Source organism: Acinetobacter sp. NCu2D-2, assembly GCF_001647675.1.
In the GTDB taxonomy this organism is placed as follows: domain Bacteria; phylum Pseudomonadota; class Gammaproteobacteria; order Pseudomonadales; family Moraxellaceae; genus Acinetobacter.
Genome location: NZ_CP015594.1, coordinates 2,014,941 through 2,037,289, shown reverse-complemented (window position 1 = coordinate 2,037,289; position 22,349 = coordinate 2,014,941). Strand labels below are relative to the sequence as shown.

At 40.0% G+C, this 22,349-nt stretch carries 23 protein-coding genes, 1 rRNA gene and 2 pseudogenes; 9 read left to right on the top strand and 17 right to left on the bottom strand.

From position 1 onward, the window contains the following. Nucleotides 1-79: 79 nt before the first annotated feature. Nucleotides 80-194: ribosomal RNA gene (gene rrf, locus A3K93_RS09720) — 5S ribosomal RNA — on the top strand. Between the two features lie 77 nt (nucleotides 195-271). Here the strand turns inward: rrf and A3K93_RS09715 are convergent. Both A3K93_RS09715 and A3K93_RS14925 read right to left on the bottom strand, forming a co-directional pair. Next, nucleotides 272-1,234 carry an IS30 family transposase gene (locus A3K93_RS09715; protein ID WP_067731061.1) on the bottom strand — a complete coding sequence of 321 codons (963 nt, stop codon included), beginning with the start codon at nucleotides 1,232-1,234 and terminating at the stop codon, nucleotides 272-274. Between the two features lie 184 nt (nucleotides 1,235-1,418). Further along, a pseudogene (locus A3K93_RS14925) lies at nucleotides 1,419-1,589 on the bottom strand (roadblock/LC7 domain-containing protein); the annotation flags it as partial. Nucleotides 1,590-1,633: 44 nt separating this feature from the next. Between A3K93_RS14925 and A3K93_RS09710 the strand changes: the two are divergent. Continuing rightward, nucleotides 1,634-2,566 (top strand): IS5-like element IS17 family transposase, encoded by a 933-nt coding sequence (locus tag A3K93_RS09710; protein ID WP_000743272.1) that lies wholly within the window; start codon nucleotides 1,634-1,636, stop codon nucleotides 2,564-2,566. A gap of 109 nt (nucleotides 2,567-2,675) precedes the next feature. Here the strand turns inward: A3K93_RS09710 and A3K93_RS09705 are convergent, their stop codons facing one another. The 6 genes from A3K93_RS09705 to rplM form a co-directional block, all read right to left on the bottom strand. Next, nucleotides 2,676-3,323: a hypothetical protein gene (locus A3K93_RS09705; RefSeq protein WP_067731060.1), complete on the bottom strand. Its 648-nt coding sequence runs from the start codon at nucleotides 3,321-3,323 to the stop codon at nucleotides 2,676-2,678. 16 nt (nucleotides 3,324-3,339) lie between these two features. Next, nucleotides 3,340-3,768, bottom strand: coding sequence for a ClpXP protease specificity-enhancing factor (locus A3K93_RS09700; protein ID WP_067731059.1), 429 nt, complete (start codon nucleotides 3,766-3,768; stop codon nucleotides 3,340-3,342). A 9-nt stretch (nucleotides 3,769-3,777) separates the two neighbouring features. Further along, a complete protein-coding gene (locus tag A3K93_RS09695) occupies nucleotides 3,778-4,431 on the bottom strand; it encodes a glutathione S-transferase N-terminal domain-containing protein (protein ID WP_067731058.1) in 654 nt (217 codons plus the stop codon). A gap of 276 nt (nucleotides 4,432-4,707) precedes the next feature. Further along, nucleotides 4,708-5,930, bottom strand: a protein-coding gene (locus tag A3K93_RS14730; RefSeq protein ID WP_101494813.1) for an IS3 family transposase whose coding sequence is annotated in 2 segments (ribosomal slippage) — nucleotides 4,708-5,594 and nucleotides 5,594-5,930 — 1,224 coding nt in all. Because the reading frame shifts where the segments join, the coding sequence is not laid out codon by codon here. A 105-nt stretch (nucleotides 5,931-6,035) separates the two neighbouring features. Beyond that, the gene (gene rpsI / locus A3K93_RS09680; protein WP_067731057.1) at nucleotides 6,036-6,422 is read right to left on the bottom strand and encodes a 30S ribosomal protein S9; all 387 of its coding nucleotides are present in this window, start codon (nucleotides 6,420-6,422) and stop codon (nucleotides 6,036-6,038) included. Between the two features lie 12 nt (nucleotides 6,423-6,434). Beyond that, nucleotides 6,435-6,863, bottom strand: a complete 429-nt coding sequence (gene rplM / locus A3K93_RS09675) for a 50S ribosomal protein L13 (protein ID WP_004811299.1) — start codon at nucleotides 6,861-6,863, stop codon at nucleotides 6,435-6,437. Nucleotides 6,864-7,154: 291 nt separating this feature from the next. Between rplM and pdxA the strand changes: the two genes are divergently transcribed. From pdxA to A3K93_RS09660, 3 genes are read left to right on the top strand one after another with little or no spacing between them, the layout of a single operon-like run. After that, complete coding sequence (gene pdxA, locus A3K93_RS09670) at nucleotides 7,155-8,123, top strand: 4-hydroxythreonine-4-phosphate dehydrogenase PdxA (protein ID WP_067731056.1); 969 nt, start codon at nucleotides 7,155-7,157, stop codon at nucleotides 8,121-8,123. 32 nt (nucleotides 8,124-8,155) lie between these two features. Further along, the gene (rsmA, locus tag A3K93_RS09665; protein WP_067731055.1) at nucleotides 8,156-8,968 is read left to right on the top strand and encodes a 16S rRNA (adenine(1518)-N(6)/adenine(1519)-N(6))-dimethyltransferase RsmA; all 813 of its coding nucleotides are present in this window, start codon (nucleotides 8,156-8,158) and stop codon (nucleotides 8,966-8,968) included. Continuing rightward, complete coding sequence (locus A3K93_RS09660; RefSeq protein WP_067731054.1) at nucleotides 8,969-9,817, top strand: symmetrical bis(5'-nucleosyl)-tetraphosphatase; 849 nt, start codon at nucleotides 8,969-8,971, stop codon at nucleotides 9,815-9,817. Nucleotides 9,818-9,882: 65 nt separating this feature from the next. Here the strand turns inward: A3K93_RS09660 and A3K93_RS09655 are convergent, their stop codons facing one another. The 5 genes from A3K93_RS09655 to hflX all read right to left on the bottom strand — a co-directional run bounded on the left by A3K93_RS09655 (nucleotide 9,883) and on the right by hflX (nucleotide 13,686). Beyond that, nucleotides 9,883-10,332, bottom strand: a complete 450-nt coding sequence (locus A3K93_RS09655) for a DUF2147 domain-containing protein (protein WP_067731053.1) — start codon at nucleotides 10,330-10,332, stop codon at nucleotides 9,883-9,885. A gap of 49 nt (nucleotides 10,333-10,381) precedes the next feature. Beyond that, a complete protein-coding gene (locus tag A3K93_RS09650) occupies nucleotides 10,382-10,825 on the bottom strand; it encodes a DUF2147 domain-containing protein (protein WP_067731052.1) in 444 nt (147 codons plus the stop codon). A gap of 482 nt (nucleotides 10,826-11,307) precedes the next feature. Continuing rightward, nucleotides 11,308-11,982 (bottom strand): LrgB family protein, encoded by a 675-nt coding sequence (locus A3K93_RS09645; RefSeq protein ID WP_067731051.1) that lies wholly within the window; start codon nucleotides 11,980-11,982, stop codon nucleotides 11,308-11,310. Between the two features lie 10 nt (nucleotides 11,983-11,992). Further along, entirely contained in the window at nucleotides 11,993-12,364 is a 372-nt protein-coding gene (locus A3K93_RS09640; RefSeq protein ID WP_067731050.1) for a hypothetical protein, read from the bottom strand. A gap of 41 nt (nucleotides 12,365-12,405) precedes the next feature. Further along, on the bottom strand, nucleotides 12,406-13,686 hold the full coding sequence (gene hflX / locus A3K93_RS09635) for a ribosome rescue GTPase HflX (RefSeq protein ID WP_442855658.1): 1,281 nt from the start codon (nucleotides 13,684-13,686) through the stop codon (nucleotides 12,406-12,408). A 443-nt stretch (nucleotides 13,687-14,129) separates the two neighbouring features. On the opposite strand from hflX, the gene A3K93_RS09630 reads away from it, so the two are divergent. Next, on the top strand, nucleotides 14,130-14,939 hold the full coding sequence (locus A3K93_RS09630) for a lysophospholipid acyltransferase family protein (protein ID WP_067731048.1): 810 nt from the start codon (nucleotides 14,130-14,132) through the stop codon (nucleotides 14,937-14,939). A gap of 20 nt (nucleotides 14,940-14,959) precedes the next feature. On the opposite strand, the gene A3K93_RS09625 is transcribed toward A3K93_RS09630, so the two are convergent. After that, the gene (locus A3K93_RS09625; RefSeq protein ID WP_067731047.1) at nucleotides 14,960-16,591 is read right to left on the bottom strand and encodes a phospholipase D family protein; all 1,632 of its coding nucleotides are present in this window, start codon (nucleotides 16,589-16,591) and stop codon (nucleotides 14,960-14,962) included. Between the two features lie 94 nt (nucleotides 16,592-16,685). On the opposite strand from A3K93_RS09625, the pseudogene A3K93_RS09620 reads away from it, so the two are divergent. Then, a pseudogene (locus tag A3K93_RS09620) lies at nucleotides 16,686-17,695 on the top strand (metallophosphoesterase). On the opposite strand, the gene A3K93_RS09615 reads toward A3K93_RS09620, so the two are convergent. The 3 genes from A3K93_RS09615 to trhA form a co-directional block, all read right to left on the bottom strand. After that, nucleotides 17,692-18,327 carry a hypothetical protein gene (locus A3K93_RS09615; RefSeq protein WP_067731046.1) on the bottom strand — a complete coding sequence of 212 codons (636 nt, stop codon included), beginning with the start codon at nucleotides 18,325-18,327 and terminating at the stop codon, nucleotides 17,692-17,694. The pseudogene A3K93_RS09620 and the gene A3K93_RS09615 overlap by 4 nt on opposite strands. Nucleotides 18,328-18,474: 147 nt before the next feature. Further along, nucleotides 18,475-19,788, bottom strand: a complete 1,314-nt coding sequence (locus tag A3K93_RS09610) for an MFS transporter (protein ID WP_067731045.1) — start codon at nucleotides 19,786-19,788, stop codon at nucleotides 18,475-18,477. Between the two features lie 142 nt (nucleotides 19,789-19,930). Then, complete coding sequence (trhA, locus tag A3K93_RS09605; protein WP_067731044.1) at nucleotides 19,931-20,572, bottom strand: PAQR family membrane homeostasis protein TrhA; 642 nt, start codon at nucleotides 20,570-20,572, stop codon at nucleotides 19,931-19,933. Between the two features lie 101 nt (nucleotides 20,573-20,673). Here trhA and A3K93_RS09600 point away from each other — a divergent pair, with 101 nt between their 5' ends. Together A3K93_RS09600 and A3K93_RS09595 are read left to right on the top strand one after the other, a co-directional pair. Further along, on the top strand, nucleotides 20,674-21,891 hold the full coding sequence (locus A3K93_RS09600; protein ID WP_067731043.1) for a class I SAM-dependent methyltransferase: 1,218 nt from the start codon (nucleotides 20,674-20,676) through the stop codon (nucleotides 21,889-21,891). Further along, nucleotides 21,885-22,328 carry a GNAT family N-acetyltransferase gene (locus A3K93_RS09595; protein WP_067731042.1) on the top strand — a complete coding sequence of 148 codons (444 nt, stop codon included), beginning with the start codon at nucleotides 21,885-21,887 and terminating at the stop codon, nucleotides 22,326-22,328. Before A3K93_RS09600 ends, A3K93_RS09595 begins: the two co-directional genes overlap by 7 nt. Nucleotides 22,329-22,349: the final 21 nt, after the last annotated feature.

The following is a 22,349-nucleotide window of genomic DNA, read 5'->3' as shown; positions in this document are numbered from 1 at the left end:
AGTATCCCTGTTAATGAATTCTATTTGACGAAAGCTAGGCATCTAAATAAGACCTAAGTGAGTAAGCATAAACAGTTGTGCTGGCGACAATAGCAAGAGTGAACCACCTGATCCCTTCCCGAACTCAGAAGTGAAACCTCTTAGCGCTGATGGTAGTGTGGCATTTGCCATGTGAGAGTAAGTCATCGCCAGCTCATTATTCCAAAATCCCCCCTAGCTCAATAGCAGGGGGGATTTTTTTATGCAAGAAGAAAAGTTATTTATGGCGGATTCAAACGGCAAGTGCAACAGTATAAAAACCAGCCATAACTTCACTCGGTGTATACCAACCTAGTGTTTTTCTAGGACGATGGTTGAGTGCAAATTCTATCTGCTCTATTTGTTCGTTTGACACGTCATCAAACGATGATGATTTTGGCAGATATTGCCGGATTAAACCATTCGTATTTTCATTCCTTGCTCGTTGAATAGACTTGTAAGGATCAGCAAAATACGTATCTATGCCGGCATCAGTAATTCTTTTGTGTTCGGAAAATTCTTTGCCATTATCAAATGTCACACTATAAGCATGGCTCATTTGTAAACGATCTAATGCACAAGTAATCGTTTGAGAGGATGCTCTCGTTGGCCCTAAATGAACAATATGTACATACAGGCTCTTTCGATCAACGAGTGTCAATAAAGCACCTTTATGATGTTTACCAATCACCGTGTCACCTTCGAAATCTCCTAAACGTTGTCGTTGATCAATGACCTGGTCTCTGCAGTGAATACTTGTTTTATCAATGATTTGCCCCCTACGATCCGTGTTTTTGTAACCGCGTTTTCGATATTTCTTCTGATGCCTTAAGTGTAGATGGAGTTTACCTCCTTGTGATTTATCTTGATAAATGTACTGGTAAATCCACTCATGTGAAGGTACATCCAGCCAACCGCGTTGTGTTAAAGCACCTGAAATTTGTTCTGGTGACCAGTCCAAACCAATCAAATAATCAATATAAGCGAAGGCAAATGCTGTCATTGATGATGAAGGACGGTACCGTCTTTGACTTGCAAATTTAGCTGCCTGTTGAGCTCTATATCCACGTTGCCCAGTATTTCTTTTTATTTCACGGTAGATGGTTGATCGTGAACGTCCTAACTCCCGAGCAAGGGTAGCGATTGAACTTTTACTTTTCAAAGTAGCATAAATTTCGTATCTTTCATCTTGAGAAAGTTGGGTGTATTTCTTCATTGTGTGCTTTCCAATTGCGAGTTGAAAAAGTCTAATGATTCTATGAATACACCTAACTTTTTCAACTAACTACAAATGTGTTGCACTTGGGATTTGAATCTGCGTATAAATTAAAAGAGGTATTTAATTAAAAAACCTAGCATTCGCTAGGTTAAGTAATTTAAAAACTAAGAAAGATGAGTGTTTATGAGATATCAGCAGCTGATATTGATTGTGTAGCAGCTTTAAGTGCATACAAAGCTTGCCCTAGTAGAATATCTTTCTCAGTAAGTGCGACAATGATCATAGGATGTTTAGGTGCAGGTACGGCTGATAGGATGGCTTTACCATTTTCAGCATCTAAAGGGCTTTGTTGCACAAACCTATCTGTAAAGGCTTTTTCAGCGATATAATTTTCAAATGAAGAAGCCTACACACAAAATCTACCGCACAACCAATTGGCCCGCATATAACCGAGCACTCATGAGTCGCGGAAATATTGCCATTTGGTTTGATCCTGCTACGCAATGGTATGCTCCATCAAAAGGCAAACAAGGGCGAAATCAAACCTACTCCGACGCAGCTATCCAATGCTGCTTAATGATTAAATCCTTATTCCGTCTATCTTTACGTATGGTCACTGGCTTTGTGCAAAGTCTGATTAAACTTTGCGGATTAAATTGGACCGCACCAGATTACAGTACGCTTTGTAGAAGACAAAAGCATATTGATATTGCAATCAGCTACCAAAAAAGTAGCGATGGGCTGCATCTACTCGTAGACTCTACAGGCATGAAGTTTCTAGGTGAGGGCGAATGGAAACGTAAGAAACATGGAGCTGAATATCGTCGCCAATGGCGTAAACTACATATTGGTATAGATGCCAAAACCCTACAAATACGCGCTATTCAGCTCACAACCAATAATGTCAGTGATTCACAGGTGCTTGGTGATTTACTTAATCAGATTCCACAAGATGAGCAGATTGACTCTGTTTATACCGATGGAGCTTATGACACCAAGCAATGCCGTCAGGTCATTGCAGATCGGCAAGCACATGCGGTGATTCCACCTAGAAAAAATGCGAAACCATGGAAAGATACAAAGAGTAGCTCGCTAGAGCGAAATGAATTACTTCGAACAGTTAAACGTTTAGGCAGGACATTATGGAAAAAATGGTCAGGCTATCATCGCCGCAGTTTGGTGGAAACCAAGATGCATTGCATCAAATTATTAGGCGATAAATTAATGGCAAGAAGCTTTCCTAGTCAGGTGAATGAAATTCATGCACGTGTAGCAGTCCTCAACAGATTTACGGAATTAGGTCGACCACTTACCCAAGTTACGCCTTAAATTTGGCTCAATTAGGGGCGCTTTGCATTTCAAATCTTTGTGCAACAAAGCCATTACAAATTAAAAAAACCTGCATATATGCAGGTTTTTTTAATTAAATATTATGTTTTTAAGCAAAGATATTACTTAGCGCACCATATAAGATCCATAGAATGACAATTGAAACAATTGGTTCAACTACTTTCGACCAAGTTGGAACTGAAGCTGTTGTATTTACTGTATCTACATCAGTCGTATGATTTTGGCTGACCATTTGATTAAACTCCTTTAAAGACTCATCTAATGATAACGTCTCTTCAATGATAGGTTTAGAACCGACTAATTCTATTAGGTCGTTTGTTAACCAAACCCAATCATCAGCCTGACCAGATAAATGTTCAATTTGACCTAAGAGTAATTCTTGAATGCTATGGAGATTATGTCCACCAGTATCATGTAATTGTTTTAGTTCTAATAATTGAAGCTGCAAAGTTTGAAAAATACTTTGCTCTAGCACTGCATGGCTTAACTCTGATTTATTGTTTTTTGAAGTACTTAAATGACGTGCAATTTCTTCAACATATAAGTCATCAGGATGAATGATTTCGTGATACACCTTGTTGGAATTTAGACGCCATTCACTGATCAATTTACCTAAACTGAGCGCATTAATCTCTGCACTTAAACGACGACGTTCCTGTCTCGTATATTGTGCTAGAAGCTCAGGCTTTTGAGATTCTACTTGTTCAACAAAATATTGTACTAAATCAAAAGCCATTCACTTACTCCATGTTTTAATCTAATAATCTTAGGCTTGGTTTTTTCTTAGGTTTTTCAACTGTTTCTTGTGCTTCTGATTCTAAAGCATCTGATTCAATTTGTGTATGCTGATATTCATTTGGATCAAAGAAAAGACCTTGACCATTTTCTCGTGCATAGATGCCAATTACAGCTGAGATCGGTACATAGATATCACGTGAAACACCACCAAAGCGTGCAGAGAAGGTGATGGCATCATTACTCATGTGTAACGCATGTACAGCGTGTGGAGCGATATTTAAGACAATTTGACCATCTTTAATAAATTGCTCTGGCACCATTGTATTTGGAATTGTGGCATCGACCAAAAGATAAGGTGTTAAGTTATTGTCACAGATCCATTCATAAATTGCGCGAGCCATATAGGGACGTGTCGGTGTAAGTTGGATTTCTTGTTCAGACATGAATATTCTCTACTGTTTCGGTAATAATGTTTGGAAGCGATTTTTTTCCTGCATGGTCATGGATTTGATGAAAGCAGGACGACTGAAAATACGCTGACAATACAAATGAAATGGTCTGCATTGCTGTACAGGAAGATGAATTCCCATACTGTTTAAACGAATAAAGATTGGTGCAAGCATGCAGTCCAAAATACTAAAATGCTCTGACATAAAATAAGGAAAATGCTGAAACAGCGGCGTCAGTGAAATCAGAATATCTTGTAGCTGTTTTTGCGCTTTTTTCATTTGCTGCTGATCAAGCGTATCTGGATGACGCAGCATAATATCTGCAAGTTTTAACCAATCATTTTCAAAACGCCAAATATATTGTCGTTGTTCTGCTCTCGGCATTGGTGCATCGGCATATAACTTATTCTGTCGATAGCGATCATCAATATATTCTGAAATGATATTGGTATTAAAGAGTTTGAGATCATTTTCAATCAGCATAGGTAACTGATTATACGGATTTAAACTGGCAAGATCTTCATCATCTTCATCGACGACGATCAAGTTATATTTGATTTGTTTCTCGGTGAGGACATAGCGGATCCAATGAGAGCGAAAGTCATCAGCATGGCTATAAAGTGTAATGCCTTGAATTTGAGTTGTTTCGACAGACATATTCCGATGCAATGATTAGTGAATGGAATAGGATACTAAAATTCAACTGAAAAAGCACGGACTGTCGGTAGATGATCTAAGCACGATATAAAACAACAAGAGGGTCTTTCAATGCTAATACAGGTCTTATTTTGGGTTTTATTAATTGTAATTGGCTGTTTAAATTACTATTTGACGAAATCGTATTGGTGCCATGAGGGTGTATGGGGTGAGGACGTTCATCAACAATGATGTCTTGTCCTGAAATAGATTGACAGTATTCCACTTCAAACCGAGTTAAGCAATTAGCTCGGTTTTTGTTTGCTCATACATCTGATTCGGGGTGTTCATATTTAAACTTAAATGCGGTCTATAACAATTGTAAATCATGATAGATTCCGCAATTAAGTGATCTAACTCCTTCATGGTTTGACATCGCGTGGTTAAAAACTCCTGCTTTAATATTCCATTAATTCGCTCTGCTAATGCATTCTGATAACAGTCCTTGCCATCTGTCATGGAAGGACATATCCCATAATGGCGCAATGCCGATTGATATAGCTCAGAGCAATATTGAGCACCTCTATCTGAATGATGAATCATCCTAGTCGCTCGATCTGTCGCTTGCTGCATCGCCATATGTAGAGCCTGCACAACATTCTCCGCACGCATATCATTCGATAACTTATAACCTTTAATCTGTCGGGTATAAGCATCTGTCACCAAGGATAAATAATGCACACCTTCAGCACTCTCAACATAGGTAATATCACTAACAAAGACTTCATTGGCTTGCACTGCTGAATAATCCTTTAATAAATTTGGATGCTTCTTCATCCAATGCTTGCTATCCGTAGTTTTTGTATAGCAACGCTTAGGGCGAATCAATAAGTTATTTTCTTTCAATATTTTAAATAACTGATCCCGTCCACACTTTAAACCACGTTGCAACAATTTGCCTTTAATAAGCCAATACAGCTTACGTGTTCCGATACTTGGCATGAGACAGCGATATTCCATAACCAACTCAAGTATTTGTTCAGTTGCTTGTGCAGTCATTTGAGCACGTTTTTCTGCTTGATAATAAGCTTGTCGGGTGATTCCCAACCACTGACAATAACGTGAAACGCTTAGTCTTCTTTGGCTTTGCCAATCTTTGAAACGTGCTCGGTATACTTTTTTCCAAGATCAGTCCCACATTCTTTATCAATGTGATAAATCACATCCTGAATAAATTCAGTTTTAAGCTTTTCTGCGGCTAACTGCTTTTCTAATTGGCGGATTCGTTGTTGGGGTGTCAATTGGCGTTTAGAAGAAGTCGGCATATTCGAAGTCCAGTCCTGTTGTCCGTGCTTGCGTAACCATACCAGCACAGTTGATCTTCCTTGAATACCATATTTTGCCTGAGCTTGCTTATAAGTAATTTGCCCTTTTTCTACTTCATGTACCACCATCATTTTAAAGGCAAAGCTATAGTCACGTTGTGTACGTTTAACTCGTTGTTCTCGTTTATGTTCCATAAAATAAGTCTCTTAAGGTGTAAACTTATTTCAGGACGGGACATGATAAGCATAAAAAAAGCCTTGGATAAACCAAGGCTTTTTTGTCCGAATTCGGAAAACGAATTAACGTTTAGAGAATTGTGGACGTTTACGAGCTTTACGTAAACCAAGTTTCTTACGTTCAACTTCACGAGCATCACGAGTAACGAAACCAGCTTGACGAAGAGCAGGTTTTAAAGTTTCGTCAGAAGCGATCAATGCACGAGTAATACCGTGACGGATAGCGCCTGCTTGACCACCGATACCACCACCAGCAACAGTGATGTAAAGGTCATATTTGTTAGTCGCTTCAAGAAGCTCAAGCGGTTGGTTAACAACCATACGAGCAGTCTCACGACCGAAGTATTGTTCTAAAGAACGGTTGTTAATAACGAGTTTACCAGTACCAGCTGATAGGAAAACACGTGCAGTTGCGGTCTTACGGCGACCTGTACCATAGTTAGTAGCCATGTGCTGTATCCCTTAGATGTCCAAAACTTGTGGCTGTTGAGCTGTATGAGGATGCTCAGTACCAGCGTACACTTTCATTTTCTTGATCATTGCATAACCAAGAGGACCTTTTGGTAACATGCCTTTAACAGCACGTTGGAAGATTTCTTCTGGTTTGTGAGCAACTAATTTTTCGAAATTAGTTTCACGGATACCACCAGGGAAACCAGTGTGGCGATAATATTTCTTATCAAGTGATTTTTTACCAGTCACTTGAACTTGTTCAGCGTTAATAACAACGATGTAATCGCCAGTGTCAACGTGAGGAGTATAAGAAGTTTTGTGCTTACCGCGTAAACGACGAGCGATTTCAGTCGCAAGGCGACCTAAAGTTTTGCCAGAAGCATCAACAACGTACCAGTCGTGTTGAACTTCAGCTGGCTTAGCGCTGAGAGTTTTCATTAAACCACTACCTATTATAGTTGGTTTGGACTATGGAATCTGTCCAAACAAAAGGAGACGCGATTCTAAACGATGTAGCCTAGAATCACAAATGAAAAAGTAAAATTTCAAGCGCTATATTTTATACAATGTCGGCATAGAAAGGAAGAAAAAATATACATAAAAATGTCAGAGCCGATCAGTGACTATGCCTAATCTCTACTTATAGATATAAAAGCTTGATATTTAGCTACAAACAGCAGGTTCTGATCGCGTTATAATTAAGCTGTATCTGAATAGATTGAGATGACTATGCTGCCTTTATATGTAACCAGTGGTGAGCCTGCTGGTATTGGTCCTGACATTTGCTTGAGTTTGGCAGATCGTGTTGATGAACGACCGATTGTCGTACTTGCAGACCTTAGCTTGTTACAGACACGTGCAGCCCAGCTTAAAACAGATGTTGAATTTGTTGAATATCGTGGACAAACTGAATCTTCTCTAAAAGGTCAGCTCTACGTCGAGCATGTACCTTTAAATACCCCAGTGGTATTAGGCGAGTTGAATGCACAAAATGCAGCCTATGTCCTTGAACAACTGCGTCGATCTGCTGACTATGCCATGACAGGCAAAAGCGTCGGTGTGGCAACCGCACCGGTGCAAAAGTCTGTCATCAATGATGCCGGGATTCATTTCAGCGGTCATACCGAGTTCTATCAAGAATTTGCTGGTGTACCACGAGTAGTGATGATGCTTGCGACCAAAACCTTACGTGTGGCGCTTGCAACGACACATTTACCGCTTCGTGCAGTGGCAGATGCGATTACCCCCGAACGTTTGCATCAAGTCATCGACATACTCATTCATGATTTAAAATCAAAATTCAAGATTGAACATCCACACATTCTCGTCTGTGGTTTAAACCCACATGCAGGTGAGGGCGGTTATTTGGGTATGGAAGAGATTGAAGTGATCAATCCTGTGCTTGAAACATATCGCGCGCAGGGGATTAATATGAGTCTGAGCCTTCCTGCTGATACTTTATTTACCCCTGAAAATCTAAAAGATGCCGATGCAGTTTTAGCCATGTATCACGATCAAGGCTTACCTGTGTTAAAATCGCAAGGATTTGGTGAAGCCATTAATATTACTTTGGGCTTACCGTTTATTCGCACTTCTGTCGATCATGGCACAGCACTCTCCCTCGCAGGTACAGGACTTGCGAAAAGCTCGAGCTTACATGTGGCTGTGGACTTGGCGCTCGATTTAGCGCGTCAGTGATCTTGTCTTAATTACACGTTGGAACATCTTTTATGTATCAGATTAATGCCTTAAACCCAAAAGATGAAGGGCATCACACGCGTAAGCGTTTTGGTCAAAACTTCTTACATGACCAACGTGTCATTGCCAAAATTGTACGTTCAGTGAATCCGCGTACAGGTGACAATATTGTTGAGATCGGCCCAGGTTTGGCTGCTTTAACCTCGCCTTTAATCGGTGAATGTGATGCATTGACCGTGATTGAACTTGACCGTGATTTGGCAGCAGGTTTACCGGGTCGTGTGCCACATCCTGAGCGTTTGACTATTGTTGAAACCGATGCATTGAAATACGACTTTACGGAACTGTTTGATGGTCGTCCGCTGCGTGTCGTAGGTAACTTGCCGTATAACATTTCGACACCACTTTTATTCCATCTCTTGGAATTTGGTGACAAAGTTAAAGACATGCACTTCATGCTACAAAAAGAAGTGGTCGATCGTATTACGGCAGAACCAAATACTAAAGAATACGGTCGTTTGTCGGTGATGATTCAGTATTACTGTAAGCCAACATTCTTGTTTGAAGTGCCACCGGGTTCATTTAACCCACCACCAAAAGTCACTTCTGCGGTATTCCGTTTAGAGCCTTATGATGTGAAACCGATTGTGGCAAAAAATGAAAAAGCTTTGGCACGTTTGGTATCGCATGTCTTTACCCAACGTCGTAAAACATTGCGTAACAGCTTAAAAGGCATGTTGGTTGAAGATGGTTTTGAAAAAGCAGGTGTTGATCCGATGGCGCGCCCTGAAACTTTGACACTTGCTCAGTTTGTTGCACTTGCAGATCAAATGGTAGATGCATAAATGTCACGTGAAAACGTTCGATACAACTATGTGATTGGTGATGTTCAAGGCTGCTTTGAAGCCTTGAAAGCCTTACTTCGTGAAATTAAATTCGATGCAGACCAGGATTTTCTATGGTTTGCCGGTGATTTAGTCGCGCGTGGTGAAAACTCGATTGGTGCTTTGCGCTTTATCAAAAAAATGGTTGATAGCGGTGTCGCTGCGACAGTGTTGGGAAATCATGATTTAAACCTATTGGCCGTGGCACGTGGGATTAAAGACATTAACCCGAAAGACAATATTGATGATGTGATTCATGCCTTAGAAAGTGATGACCTGATTGAATGGTTACGCAAGCAACCACTTTGTCTATTTCCGAATGATGAAACAGTACTCACGCATGCAGGCATTCCACTCAATTGGACGGTTGAGCAAACGGCTGCTTTAGCAAAAGAAGTAGAGGCGGTGATTTCACATGACGATTTTGATGTTGTCGATGACTTTTTAAAAGAGATGTATGGCAAAAAGCCAGATCTTTGGTCGGATGATTTAACAGGCAATGCACGCTTACGTTGTATTACCAATTATCTCACTCGTATGCGTCTTACAGATGAGACAGGACGTTTAGAATTCAGTTTTAAAGACAGCCTAGATGAGCCGATGCCTGAAGGATTTAAACCATGGTTTGCGTTTGAATCAAAAGCTACTAAAACACACCAAGTGTTATTTGGTCATTGGGCTGCGCTTCAAGGAAAAACCATTTCTGAGAAAATTCAAAATTTGGATGGTGGCTGTGTATGGGGCAATCAGTTGATTGCTTATCGTCTAGAAGATAGGACTTTATTTTCTGTAGATAATCCAGTGTTTTAATACGTAATATCGAAGTGAAAGATATAAAAAAGCCACGTTTTTCGTGGCTTTTTTTATTGCTAAATTTATTCTTGGCGAATCCAAGTTTGGCTACGACCTAAAGCTGAAACACCCATATAACCGCGCAAGGTTAAGCGTTTGCCATTGGCAGCTAAACGGACTTTAGCATCATAGATTTTGCCAGCAAGTGGGTCGATCACTTTACCTTTATCGTAGTTATTTGTGCCGTCAATATGTTTTAAACCCGTCAAAACATCCATACCTAAAATAGCTTGGTTGGTATATGGAGCAGGACACTTATTACAGGTTTTTTGAGGTGTATAACCCGGACGAGGTGTCACTTTTACGATTTTACCAATATAAGAATCGTTTGAATCTTTACGGATTTCAATGACAGCCTTAGATGATCCAGTTTTATCATCGATTTGCAACCAAGTCCCAGTAAGATCATTTGCATAAATTGATCCAGCCCATAATGAGCCAATCATCATTAGACTAAGTTTTAATGCTTTCATTATATTTATTCCCTTATTAATAAAATGAATGGAAGTGAAGTGTTGTTAATTAATTTACGCGTAACCAAGTTTGCGAACGTCCTATCGCAGAGACACCCAGGTAGCCACGTAAGGTTAAACGCTTTCCGTTCGTCGAAATGCGTCCTTTTAAGTTATAAATTTTTCCGGTTAAGGGATCTAAGACTTTACCGCCTGAGTAATTATCAGGAGCACTTTCTTTGAGTCCTTTAATCAGCTCTAAACCAAGTATCGGTTTGTCGGTATATGGAGCAGGGCACTGAACACAATTTTCTTGAGGCTTATAACCTGGTCGAGGTGTTACTTTCGTAATCGTTCCTGTATATGTGCCATCTCCCAATTTTTTAATATCAATTAATGCTTTTGGTGAACCAGTTTTATCATCAATTTGCTGCCAAGTTCCAGTTAAATCTTGAGCAAAACTAATTGTACTTGTTAAAAGAGCAGCAGCGATTACGGAATATATTTTAATCATTTTATCCTTTAATCCTTTTTAGCTATTAAATATCCTTGTATCTGATTTTGATGTTAAGCAGGATTATAAAAATAATCAATATATAATCTCAAAATAAAGATAAAGATTAAAATTTAAGCGATAAGTAATTGGATTTTGTGATTTATTTAGCATTAATTGGTTAAATTGAATAATAAATCAATATATTCTCTAGTCCATTTTCAATATTTAAATCATATGTTTTTGGCCTAAAATATAATCAGGAATTAACGATCGATATCTTATTTTTCATGCTGAATATTTTTAGTTTAAAAATACAAATGTATTTTAACTTAATATGTAATTGTTAAAATAAATTAAAGAATAATGGCTAAATTAAAACGCGTACAACTGTTTAAGAACTTATCCATAGAACTGAAGCCTTATTAAAGGAATTATTCAGTTCTATAATGATGATAAGTATAGAATTTATTCAAATCAATTAAAAAAGATTGATTGACTAGTCACATTTTATGCAACATGAGTATGAATGTCGGCAACCAGATTGCTGTAAATACTGCATTTACTGCCATACCAAAGGCAGCATAACGTCCTGCGACACTCCCTCGTTGCCATGCTTGTGCAGTACCAATGGCATGTGCCGCTAGCCCAAGTGCGAGACCTGCTGCGCGTTCATCATTAATGCGACGTAAAATAAATGGAGAAAAGGCAGCGCCAATTACACCAGATAAAATCACAATCAAAATGGCCATATGCACAGGAGCATCGAGTAAGGTTGCTACATTAATTGCAATTGGGGTAGTTACAGCGCGCGTTGCAAATGCCAAGATGTCAGCAGATGACATATGAAGTAAATAGGCAAGTCCCATCGGCAGGGCAACAGCACTCACACTGGCAAATACCAATATACCGACAATGCCTTTTAGAGGTAAATCATCATAGCGCATCGCAGCGAGTGGAATCGCCAGCGCCACAGTCACATAACCCAATAAATGATTAAAGAGTGGATTGACGGTATCGATATACTGTTCATATGGCATACCTAAGCCAAGAAGCAACAATAAAATGATGACCATACTAAATACGATCACCGGAATTTGTGGGATAAAACGGTTGCACGGTTTTGCCAAAAGATAAGCAACAAGGGCAATCAAAAAGCCATAAATAATTGAAAACATTTTGAAGTCCTTATAACCAACGTTTTGCCATCTTGGCATATACCCAAAGCGGAATCAGCGTACTTGCACAAAGAACAATTAAGAACACCGGTATTTTTTGTCCCATATGTACCAGCATCATTAATGCACCAGCGCTGACAGGGAGAAAGGCAAAAGCACTTTCTTTCATAATTTTATTATTGGTGTCGACCAAACGAGCCGGAATTTTAGAAAAACGTCGCCATAAAAAAAGCACTGCAAGTAAACTTAATAATCCAACCAAATTCCCTAATTCTGGGTGATTGATCATGGTCATTAACCAAACAGCACCTTCACGGAAGGCAATAATTAAAAATAGCGTGCCAATCCATGCAGGCCAATCAATATGCTTTAGAAATTTCATTTGTGCATCATTCGAAAGTTTACTTATCACGTAAGAGCAATCTACTCTTTGATTTCAAACTCTTCAAGTGGACGTTCAAATTGGCGTGCTTGCTCACCCAGAATTTCAACGAGTGAAAGATGCGCCTGACGCAAGAGCTGCTCGAGTTTCGAGGCTGCCATATGGACGTTTAAAATTAAATGACCTTGCTCGTCATATTGTTCCGACTGGATAACATTGAGCGCATAAAGTTGATTACGCAATTTACCGTGTGAGGGTTGTAAGGTAAGTTGGAAATTTTGAATATTGCCCATTAAAGATTGATGTACTGCTTTTCTTAACAGGTCTAAGCCTAAACCTTGGTGTGCAGAAACATAGACCCGTTCAGGAACATCTTTTGATGCATAGATGATTTTTGCTTCTTCGTCTGTACAATCGATTTTGTTGTATACCCTTAAAATTGGCACATCGACACCAATTTCTTTCAATACTTGTTCTACTGCATCGATCTGCTCCAGCATTTCAGGGCTGCTTGAATCAATGACATGCAGAAGTAAGGTCGCCTCAAGCGTTTCTTCAAGGGTCGCTTTAAAAGATTCCACCAGTGAGTGGGAAAGATTACGGACGAAACCCACTGTATCGGCAAGGACAACAGTACCAATCCCTTGCCAATCTAAACGCCGTAATGTCGGATCTAGCGTCGCGAATAATTGGTTTGCTGCATAAACATCACTACCCGCTAAAATATTAAACAGAGTAGATTTGCCCGCATTGGTATAACCGACCAATGACACGGTTGGAACAGCTGCTTTTTGACGAGCGACACGACCTTGTTCACGCGTCTGACGGACTTTTTCTAAACGAGCTTTCAGTTGGCCCATTCGCACGCGAAGTAAACGACGGTCAGTTTCAAGTAATGTTTCACCTGGACCCCGTAGCCCAATCCCGCCTTTTTGACTGTCTAGGTTGCCTCGGCTACGAATTAAACGTGAGGAAAGATGCTGTAGCTGAGCCAATTCAACTTGTAATTTACCTTCGTAGGTACGCGCACGTAAGGCGAAAATATCTAGGATGAGTTCAGTCCGGTCAATCACACGACATTTCATCACTTGTTCAAGGTTACGTACTTGAGCTGGTGTTAATGAGTGATCAAAAATCACTAAACTAATGTCTTGTGCTTCAACCTGTGTGGCAATTTCTTCCGCTTTACCTGAACCAATAAAGTATTTGGCATCAGGTTTAACACGAGTGACAAACAGATGTTCAATGACTTCTGCACCTGCAGAGGTCGCTAAAAGGTGAAACTCGTCGGCATCTAGATTTTCTAACATTTGTACGGTCATACTGACTAAGATGACACGTTCTTGTTTTTGTTGATGCACAATATGTTCCACGCAGGCGAATCTCCACTTTTAAAACTCTAGTTTAGAGCAAAATATACTGTGCAGATAGCATAAACACAGGCAAATCTTGTCTTAGAGTGTAAGTGAGAAGAAGTAAGCAAATAAGATGAAGATACCCATATAGCAGAGTGTCCCAAAGGCAAGATAAAGCACTGTTGCCATTTTTGATGGAAGCGCTGATGAACTAGAAGAATGTAAGTGCATAGTTTGTCTGATCTAAAAATACGATAAATATATTGTATTTGATTTGGTTTTAAGATTTAAATTGAATTAGATGATCGCGTTATACGGTTTTTATTATCAATGCATGTTTGTGATGAAGCGTATAGAATAAATTCGCGACACGGACGTTTACTTGTATTGATACAGACTAGTGATTTTTTATGAAGCCCATTGTTGAACAACAAAGCCCTGAAATAAAAGGCTTTAAGAAAATTTTTCTCTACACTCACAAATTTTTTGCGATGCTAGTTGCCATTATTGAAGGCTTTTATTTGGTCTATCGCTATCGTTTGTATAAAAATCCAAATCATGCAGAAAATACGCGCTATGTGCAGTATTTCTGCCGTCAGCTTTGTAAAGTCTTTAATATTGAAGTACAAGTCCATGGCAATATTCCACGTGAGCCTGCACTGTGGGTGAGTAATCACGTGTCATGGTTGGATGTCGCCGTTTTGGGTTCAGGTACCCGTGTTTTCTTTTTAGCAAAGGCTGAAATTGAAAAATGGCCATTATTAGGAAAGCTGGCGAAAGGGGGCGGTACGCTCTTTATCAAGCGGGGTTCAGGCGATTCAATCCGTATTCGTGAACAAATTACAGGGTTCTTAAAACAAGATATCCCAGTTTTATTCTTCCCGGAAGCGACGACGTCTGACGGTCGTTCGATTAAAAAGGTTCATGGGCGTCTTTTAGGTGCAGCGATTGAAGCCAATCGACCCGTGCAGATTTGTTTAATTTGCTATGTGAATCAAAATGGTGAACTGGATTTAGTTGCGCCGTACATTGATGATATTAGTTTTGCAGCGCATGTTCAAAATGTCCTTGAGATGCCAAAAGTAACCGCCCATCTATTGGCATTACCGGCTATACAGGTGGAAGGTCATACGGTAGAAAGTCTTACGGCGCTGGTGCAAGAAAAAATGCTATCTGGTTTGAAAGATTTACAGTCACGTGTATTAAAAAAGCCGCAATAAGCGGCTTTTTAAATGAAGTTTTACATAAAGCCTTCGATCGGCAACCAAGAAACAAACTTCATGGCAGCTTTTTCATACCATTTCATGCTGGGTTCAGAGGTGTAAGTTTTGACTTCACCACTGGTTTTTTTAATCTTCCAATTAATCTGATTTTCAGTATCTAAAACCAATTTATAAGCGAACTTGCTTAAATTTTTATCCATGGTTTCATGCACAGTACGTGCAAGTTTCGGGCTATTCAGTAAAACACCAATCTCGGTATTTAAGTAGGCCGAACGTGGGTCAAAGTTAAATGATCCAATAAATACTTGTTTCTCATCAAGTGCCATCAGTTTGGCATGTAAGCTCGAACGGCTTAAGCCTTTAAGACTGACTTTGGATTTTTCCGCAATTTCTTGGGTATTTTCATTGAGGTTCTGAGCTTCAGGCGCAGATAGAAACTCATAGAGTTGCACATTATTTTCTAAAAGCCGTTGACGATATTTTGCATAAAAAGCATGTACTAAGGGAACGTCATTGGCTTTATATGAATTGGTTAATACGCGAACTTCAACCTTGTCATTTGCAACATTGATCAGGCGATCAGCACCTTTTTTCTCAGGTACAAAATAGGCAGAAACAATATCAATGCTGTGTTCTGGCTTTTCTAAATGCTGTAACAGTTGGAAATTGAGATGTTCTTCTTTCTTAGCTTTTGATTTGATCTTGCTTGGGTGATCTTTGACCACCTCAGCTTCCACCCAATCTAAATCAATGCTGTGATCTAACCACTGATTAAATCGCTGTGAACGATTGGCGAGATCAAGATAATTCTGAACCGTTGCTTCGTGATTATAATCATCCAATTGTTGCTTCAGGCTGTCGTAGCGTAGGGTGTAATGGCGTGGATTGACAATAGTTTTCACGCTATAGGCATATTCATCATTCCAGTATTCATCAAAGGAATGAATAATTTCATCAGAGGCTGCACCGACCAATAGCACATCAACATCAGAGAACTGATACGTGTCACTGACGTTATAGTATTGATTGCTCATGTTGCGACCGCCAATCAGGGCAATCTGATTATCGACAATAAAGCTCTTGTTATGCATACGTCGATTAATACGTTTTAAATCGAGCACCATATCCATTGGGCGATATTGGCGGAAGCGGTATGGATTATATAAACGCACATCAATATTTTGATGTTGGTCTAGGGCGAGGTAAATCCCTTCCATTTTCTTGGCATTATTATCATCTATGAGTAGGCGGACATGCACGCCACGATCTGCAGCTTGAATAATGGCATTCAATGCCATCGCGCCAATTTTATCGTTATCCCAAATGTAGTATTGCAGATCTAAAGTTTTCTCTGCCTTATGAATTAGCTGAATGCGGGCGGCTAAAGCTTCAAGGGGATCATATAAAACGTGATAACCCGTTAAGCCAATATTTTTATTGCGTAATGGTTCAATAATTTTGGCAAGCGATGTTTGTGAGGTATCACGCTCAAAAGCCATATGTTGTTTTAATTCGACTTGCTTGGGCAGGGTACTACATGCCGATAACCCTAAACTTAAACTAAAAGCCAATAATATCTGGGCTTTACGAGAGCCAGATAATCGGGAAGAAGAACTCGCTCGCGCGTTAAAACAATCTGGAGTGGCCATAGAGCTCGATGAATCTAAAATAAGGTTTGAGTATAAGGGGCAGCTGTGAAAAGATAAATAATGAAACGATATTCGACGAGGGTGTAAACGCAACATGACTTTAACAACAACGCTTGTCTATTTGTTCTGGGCTTCATTCGCACTATTGGCGGTGTGGGCTATTGTGCAAGCGTGGAGGAGTCAGGCGAACACCGAAACGATTCATCCTTTAAAAGCTTTCGTCCATTTGTTGGCATATTATCTTTCATATTTGCTGATTCCTCTGTTTCTTTTTAGTTTAATTGCAGGGTTTATTGGCTATTACTCATGGCATGAATCGATCTTTATCTTCCTTATTACTGGCGTAATGATTTATGCGCGGTTTATCGAGCCACATCAGATCCAGGTTCAGCATACCCAGTACCAAATTCTACAAGATGCCTCACTGAATCGACCTGTTAAAATTGCGCTGATTGCAGACCTTCATATCGGGTTGTTCTCTGGTCGAGAAAAGCAACTGAAACTTATTGTGGAAAAATTAAATGCTGAGCAGCCAGACCTTGTGGTTGTCGCAGGGGATTGGACCTATGAGCCTGAAAACAAACTTGTAGAAGAATTGGCTGTATTAAAAGAGATTCAAGCACCGGTCTATTCCGTAAATGGGAACCATGATGAACAATACCCAGGACCTCCAATTCAAGCTTTGTTAAAACAAGCACTGGAAGAAAATCAGGTCATGGATATTGAAGGGCAAGTAGTCGATTTTGAAGAGTTTCGACTGATTGGTATTGGTGATTTATGGGCAGGTAAAGCCGATATGCGCTTTATGCCAGATTTACCACAAGATAAACCTTGGGTGATTCTGTCGCACAATCCCGATACCGTCGATATGGTGCCTAAATTGCCGAATCGCCCATTAATGCTTGCTGGTCACACCCATGGGGGCAGGTCGAGTTGCCATGGCTCACGGATTATGTCATGAAGAAAGTGTCTATCTTGGGGCATAAGAAGGGCTTGTATCGCCATGAACATGCCGATGTCTTTGTGACGGTCGGTACAGGAATGGTCGGCGTTCCATTCCGATTCCGTGTACCGCCAACGATTGATATGATTGAACTGATTTAACTCATTGCCCAAATGAGAATAGCCAGAACTACGACAAATACAGCGCCAATAATCATTAGGTTTTTATGGTTATCACTTTGAATATGATCTACGACATCCGCCACATAATGTTGCTGTTCGTGCGTATCGGAATCTTTCAATGCTGTTGCGACTGTTTCACTGGCAAAGAGTGGTAATTCTGGTTCAATCGTTTGAGTATCTGATGTTGCATTGTGTTCAAAAATAGGGGCTTGAATCGATTCAGTTGTTTGCGCTTGAGTCGTTAAATGTTCTTGAGATGGTTCAATATTCAAGTCGGAATTGGATGTTTCATCTTGAGTCGTCAGCGTATTTTCTGAATATTCTTCTTTTGAACTTAATGTTATGTCTACAACCGTTTCAGCCTGATTTTCTAAGGGTGAAATATTCTCATCAAAAATTTCTTCCGGTTGATTTTCGTAAGCGACTGTATGTTCATCAAAAATAGTTTCACGTTCATTTTGAATGACTTCAATCACACGAAGTGCCTGAATTTGGTTAAGTGAAGTTTCCTCCGCAATATAATCGATGGCTTCGGCACGTTGATTTTGGTCGATGAATGACACAAGTTGTTGGAGTTGTTCTGGACTTATTTTTAATAGATGTTGATGCATACGTTTGTCCTTTGTTCTTGTATATTTAGGAAATAGTATTGATCAATTAATCAGTAAGTTATATCTGTTTTTTGTTTCAAGTTTTTGTTTTTTAGAATAAAAAAAGCCAACGTCAACACGTTGGCTTTCATTAATGCGATGTAACTATCAAATTTGATTGTTTACATCATCATGTTTTGTTTCACGGATCAGCAAGAATGCTAAAAGTGAAAGAATAGATGCCGCAGAAAGGTAATAACCTACTGCATAAAGACCATAATCAGTTGCAAGTTTTGTTGCGATTAATGGCGCAAATGAAGCCCCTAAAATACCAGCTAAGTTGAAAGTCAGTGCTGAACCTGTATAGCGTACAGATGTTGGGAAAATTTCCGACAATACAGTACCGATTGGACCATAAGTTAAGCCCATGATCGCTAAGCCGATACATAAGAACAAGAACACCACAACCGTGCTACCTGATTCCAGCATGCTTGAGAATACAAGGCCGAACAATGCAGAAATTACGCACACAGCGATAGAGGTAGTTTTACGACCAAATTTTTCGGCAAATACAGCAGAAAGCGGAATGAATGCAGCAAAGCAGAGTGTTGCAACGAGCTGTAATTCCAAGAATTCGGCACGGCTATAACCAAGTTTTGTTGTACCCCAGTTCAGCGCAAATACGGTTGTGAGGTAGAACACAACGAAAGTACAAACCGCCGCAATCGTACCCAGAATCAACATACCCCAGTGTTTTACAATCACTTCTTTAAACGGTACGTTTACTTCTTTTTGCTTAGTCAGTACTTTTTGGAATGCAGGCGTTTCATGCAGTTTCAAACGGATCCAAAGACCCATAATCACTAAGATGGCACTTGAGATAAACGGAATACGCCAGCCCCAAGTCATGAATGCTTCTTCAGACATTAATGCGCCAAGGGTCAAGAATGAGCCTGTAGCCAAGATGAAGCCGATTGGTGCACCGAGTTGAGGGAACATACCGTACCAAGCACGTTTACCTTCAGGTGCATTTTCTGTCGCTAGAAGTACAGCACCAGACCATTCACCACCAAGACCCAAACCTTGACCTAAACGGCAAAGTGCAAGCATAAGCGGTGCAGCAATACCCACTTGTGCATAGGTTGGAAGTAAACCGATACAGACAGTCGATAGACCCATGGTCAACAGGGCGGCAACCAAGGTGGCTTTACGACCGATTCGGTCACCTAAGTGTCCAAACACGGCAGCACCAATTGGACGTGCAATAAAGGCAATTGCGAATGTTGCAAGAGACTGAATTGTGGCGGTCGTTGGATCTGTACTTGCAGGGAAGAACAAATGCGGGAAAATAATTACAGCCGCAGTGGCGTAAATATAGAAATCGAAGAATTCGATAGTCGTACCTACAAGACTGGCTGTAAGTACACGATATTTTGAATTTGTAGCTACTTCTTGAGTTGCAGCTGAATTTGATGACGCCATGAAGGACCTTACACTTACTAAAAATAAAAAAACTTAGTTTTAAAAGCGTAATCTTTTTAAAAAAAGGCGTAATTTCTTAAAAAAACAACGGCAATCTTCTCGATTCGACTCGTTCAGGGTCACTGAATGAAGAAAGAGATGATTAAATCACGTAGAGATAGATAGACAGAAATTGTGATCCTGCGCCTATCAATACAAAAATATGCCAGATAGCGTGGGTATATCTTACTCTTTTTAATGCATAAAACAATGCACCGACCGTGTAAGAAAGACCGCCAATGACTAAATAAGTTAATGCTTGTTCAGATAAAAAGCGTTGCATATCATCAATGACAAGCACTGCGAGCCATCCCATGACCAAATAGGCAGCCAGTGAAATCTTTTGAAAACGATGGATGAAGATTAACTTGAATAGTGTTCCAATGAGGGCAATGACCCAAAGTGCGATTAATAAATAGTGGGCTTTTGCAGTAGGAATCGCAATTGCAAGAAAGGGCGTGTAGGTGCCTGCAATTAAATAATAGATGGCTGTATGGTCGAGTTTTTTATACCACGCTCTTTTTTCTGGTGTTTTGCAGAAGTGATACAGTGCCGAACCGGTAAACAATAAAATCATGCTAAAACCGTAGACCCAAAGTCCGATCCATTGTCCTGTCGGCAAGTACGAACCTTTGATAATCATCATGGCAGCAGCAAAGCATGCTGCAACAGCACCAATTGCATGTGTCCAAGCATTGATTTGTTCTTCTCGTGGATAATAATCTTGTACCAGTGGAGCGTTCATAAGCAACCAACTTTATAAATATACAACTGTATAGTAATTCAATTTTGCATTTAGTGTAAGAAGATTTAAAATTGAAATGTAACTTACACTAGGCTTTTATTATGTCGTCTTTGGCTTCTCCTTTCCCACAAGAGCAAGAATTTCTCGCAGCATTTGTTCAAGCCATTGAAACACAAAGTTTTGATCGTTTAATTCTAAGCCAATATAAAGGCGAACTCCAAGATTTAGAGAAAATGACTTGGCGGGTGATTCACTTACAAGGCGAGCAAGTGTTGCAATGTCTGTATCGGTATAAGACTCAAGACGTCACCAAAAACTATCCCTTAGCACAGGCTGAAACTGTGGTTGGTGTAATGCTGCTCGCGAGTAAACAAGCCAATTTATTTTCAATGACAGAAGAGTTACAGCTTAAAAAGAATAAAAAGAAAGCCATGCTTACACGCAGCAAAACTAAAACTGAAGTTAAAAAGCCGCTCGAGCAGGGACACGACCGTATTAAACAGCGCTATGTCGATCAGGATGCGAGCTTCTTACAGCACTTAGGTGTTACCGATGCCAAAGCCCAAGTCATTCCAAGCATGGCGCGTAAATGGAAACAGATTAATAAATTTGTTGAAATTTTTTCTGGTGCGCTTAGTCAGATTCAAGCTGATGATCATGCCTTGCGTGTGGTGGACTTTGGTTCGGGTAAAGGCTATTTAACCTGTGCGTTATATGACTATATGCAAAAGCATGGTCAGACCCCGAATGTGACAGGGGTAGAGCTGAATCCGAAAATGGTCGAGTTTTGCCAAAATGTCGCGGATCAATCCGGTTTTAATCAGCTAAAATTTTTCCAAGGTGATGTAAGAACTTACGAGCCTGAACGACTCGATGTGATGATTGCATTGCATGCGTGTGATGTTGCAACTGATTTTGCGATTCATACCGGGATTCGCTTAAATGCACAAATGATTATGTGTGCGCCGTGTTGTCATAAAGAATTACGTCCACAGTTACAGGCGCCTAAAGTGCTCGCGCCAATGTTGCAATTTGGTATTCATGCCGGACAACAAGCAGAAATGCTCACCGATACGATTCGTGCTCTTTTACTCAAAGCTTATGGCTACGAAACCAAAGTGTTTGAATTTGTGGCACTTGAGCATACAAGTAAAAATAAAATGATCTTGGCAACGAAGCGTAAAAATGTGACTGAACCTGATCCTGAGGTGATGGAACAAATCCAAGCCTTAAAGGAAATGTATGGTATTCAAAAACATTCGCTGGAATTATTGCTAAAAGGCGAGTGGGATCAGCAAGATATTGGATGTAAATGTTGATGACAGCAGAATTCTTCATCCGTTCGGGTACTTGGCAGGTTTTGATGAAAGATGCCAAAGCTATTCGTGAGGCGGTGTTTATTCAAGAGCAAAACATTCAGCCTGAAGATGAATGGGATGAGATGGATGCCGTATCTGAACATTTTGTGGTGTATGTAGGTGAGCAGCCTGTCGCAACTGCACGTTTGTTGCTAGATCACCATATTGGACGCGTTGCAGTTTTAAGAGACTATCGTGGTCTTCATATTGGTCAGCAATTGATGCAATTTATCATCGATTTTGCCAAGCAAGAATACAGACCATTTCTGCAATTATCTTCACAAGTGCATGCGCTTGGTTTTTATGAGGGTCTTGGTTTTCAAGTTCAAGGGCAAGAATACTTAGATTGTGGTATTCCACATATAGATATGTATTTACAAATGACTAAGACGGATTAAAAACAATAAAAAAGCGAGATG

Bases quoted from the DNA above. Each gene is read 5' to 3' on its own strand.
- A3K93_RS09700 (WP_067731059.1), bottom strand. From the start codon at position 3,768: ATGTCTGAACAAGAAATCCAACTTACACCGACACGTCCCTATATGGCT.
- A3K93_RS09695 (WP_067731058.1), bottom strand. From the start codon at position 4,431: ATGTCTGTCGAAACAACTCAAATTCAAGGCATTACACTTTATAGCCAT.
- A3K93_RS09625 (WP_067731047.1), bottom strand. From the start codon at position 16,591: ATGGCCACTCCAGATTGTTTTAACGCGCGAGCGAGTTCTTCTTCCCGA.
- A3K93_RS09600 (WP_067731043.1), top strand. From the start codon at position 20,674: ATGTCGTCTTTGGCTTCTCCTTTCCCACAAGAGCAAGAATTTCTCGCA.
- A3K93_RS09610 (WP_067731045.1), bottom strand. From the start codon at position 19,788: ATGGCGTCATCAAATTCAGCTGCAACTCAAGAAGTAGCTACAAATTCA.
- A3K93_RS09630 (WP_067731048.1), top strand. From the start codon at position 14,130: ATGAAGCCCATTGTTGAACAACAAAGCCCTGAAATAAAAGGCTTTAAG.
- trhA (WP_067731044.1), bottom strand. From the start codon at position 20,572: ATGAACGCTCCACTGGTACAAGATTATTATCCACGAGAAGAACAAATC.
- A3K93_RS09640 (WP_067731050.1), bottom strand. From the start codon at position 12,364: ATGAAATTTCTAAAGCATATTGATTGGCCTGCATGGATTGGCACGCTA.
- A3K93_RS09705 (WP_067731060.1), bottom strand. From the start codon at position 3,323: ATGGCTTTTGATTTAGTACAATATTTTGTTGAACAAGTAGAATCTCAA.
- A3K93_RS09715 (WP_067731061.1), bottom strand. From the start codon at position 1,234: ATGAAGAAATACACCCAACTTTCTCAAGATGAAAGATACGAAATTTAT.
- rpsI (WP_067731057.1), bottom strand. From the start codon at position 6,422: ATGGCTACTAACTATGGTACAGGTCGCCGTAAGACCGCAACTGCACGT.
- A3K93_RS09645 (WP_067731051.1), bottom strand. From the start codon at position 11,982: ATGTTTTCAATTATTTATGGCTTTTTGATTGCCCTTGTTGCTTATCTT.
- A3K93_RS09710 (WP_000743272.1), top strand. From the start codon at position 1,634: ATGAAGAAGCCTACACACAAAATCTACCGCACAACCAATTGGCCCGCA.
- pdxA (WP_067731056.1), top strand. From the start codon at position 7,155: ATGCTGCCTTTATATGTAACCAGTGGTGAGCCTGCTGGTATTGGTCCT.
- A3K93_RS09595 (WP_067731042.1), top strand. From the start codon at position 21,885: ATGTTGATGACAGCAGAATTCTTCATCCGTTCGGGTACTTGGCAGGTT.
- A3K93_RS09615 (WP_067731046.1), bottom strand. From the start codon at position 18,327: ATGCATCAACATCTATTAAAAATAAGTCCAGAACAACTCCAACAACTT.
- A3K93_RS09650 (WP_067731052.1), bottom strand. From the start codon at position 10,825: ATGATTAAAATATATTCCGTAATCGCTGCTGCTCTTTTAACAAGTACA.
- rplM (WP_004811299.1), bottom strand. From the start codon at position 6,863: ATGAAAACTCTCAGCGCTAAGCCAGCTGAAGTTCAACACGACTGGTAC.
- rsmA (WP_067731055.1), top strand. From the start codon at position 8,156: ATGTATCAGATTAATGCCTTAAACCCAAAAGATGAAGGGCATCACACG.
- A3K93_RS09660 (WP_067731054.1), top strand. From the start codon at position 8,969: ATGTCACGTGAAAACGTTCGATACAACTATGTGATTGGTGATGTTCAA.
- A3K93_RS09655 (WP_067731053.1), bottom strand. From the start codon at position 10,332: ATGAAAGCATTAAAACTTAGTCTAATGATGATTGGCTCATTATGGGCT.
- hflX (WP_442855658.1), bottom strand. From the start codon at position 13,686: ATGACCGTACAAATGTTAGAAAATCTAGATGCCGACGAGTTTCACCTT.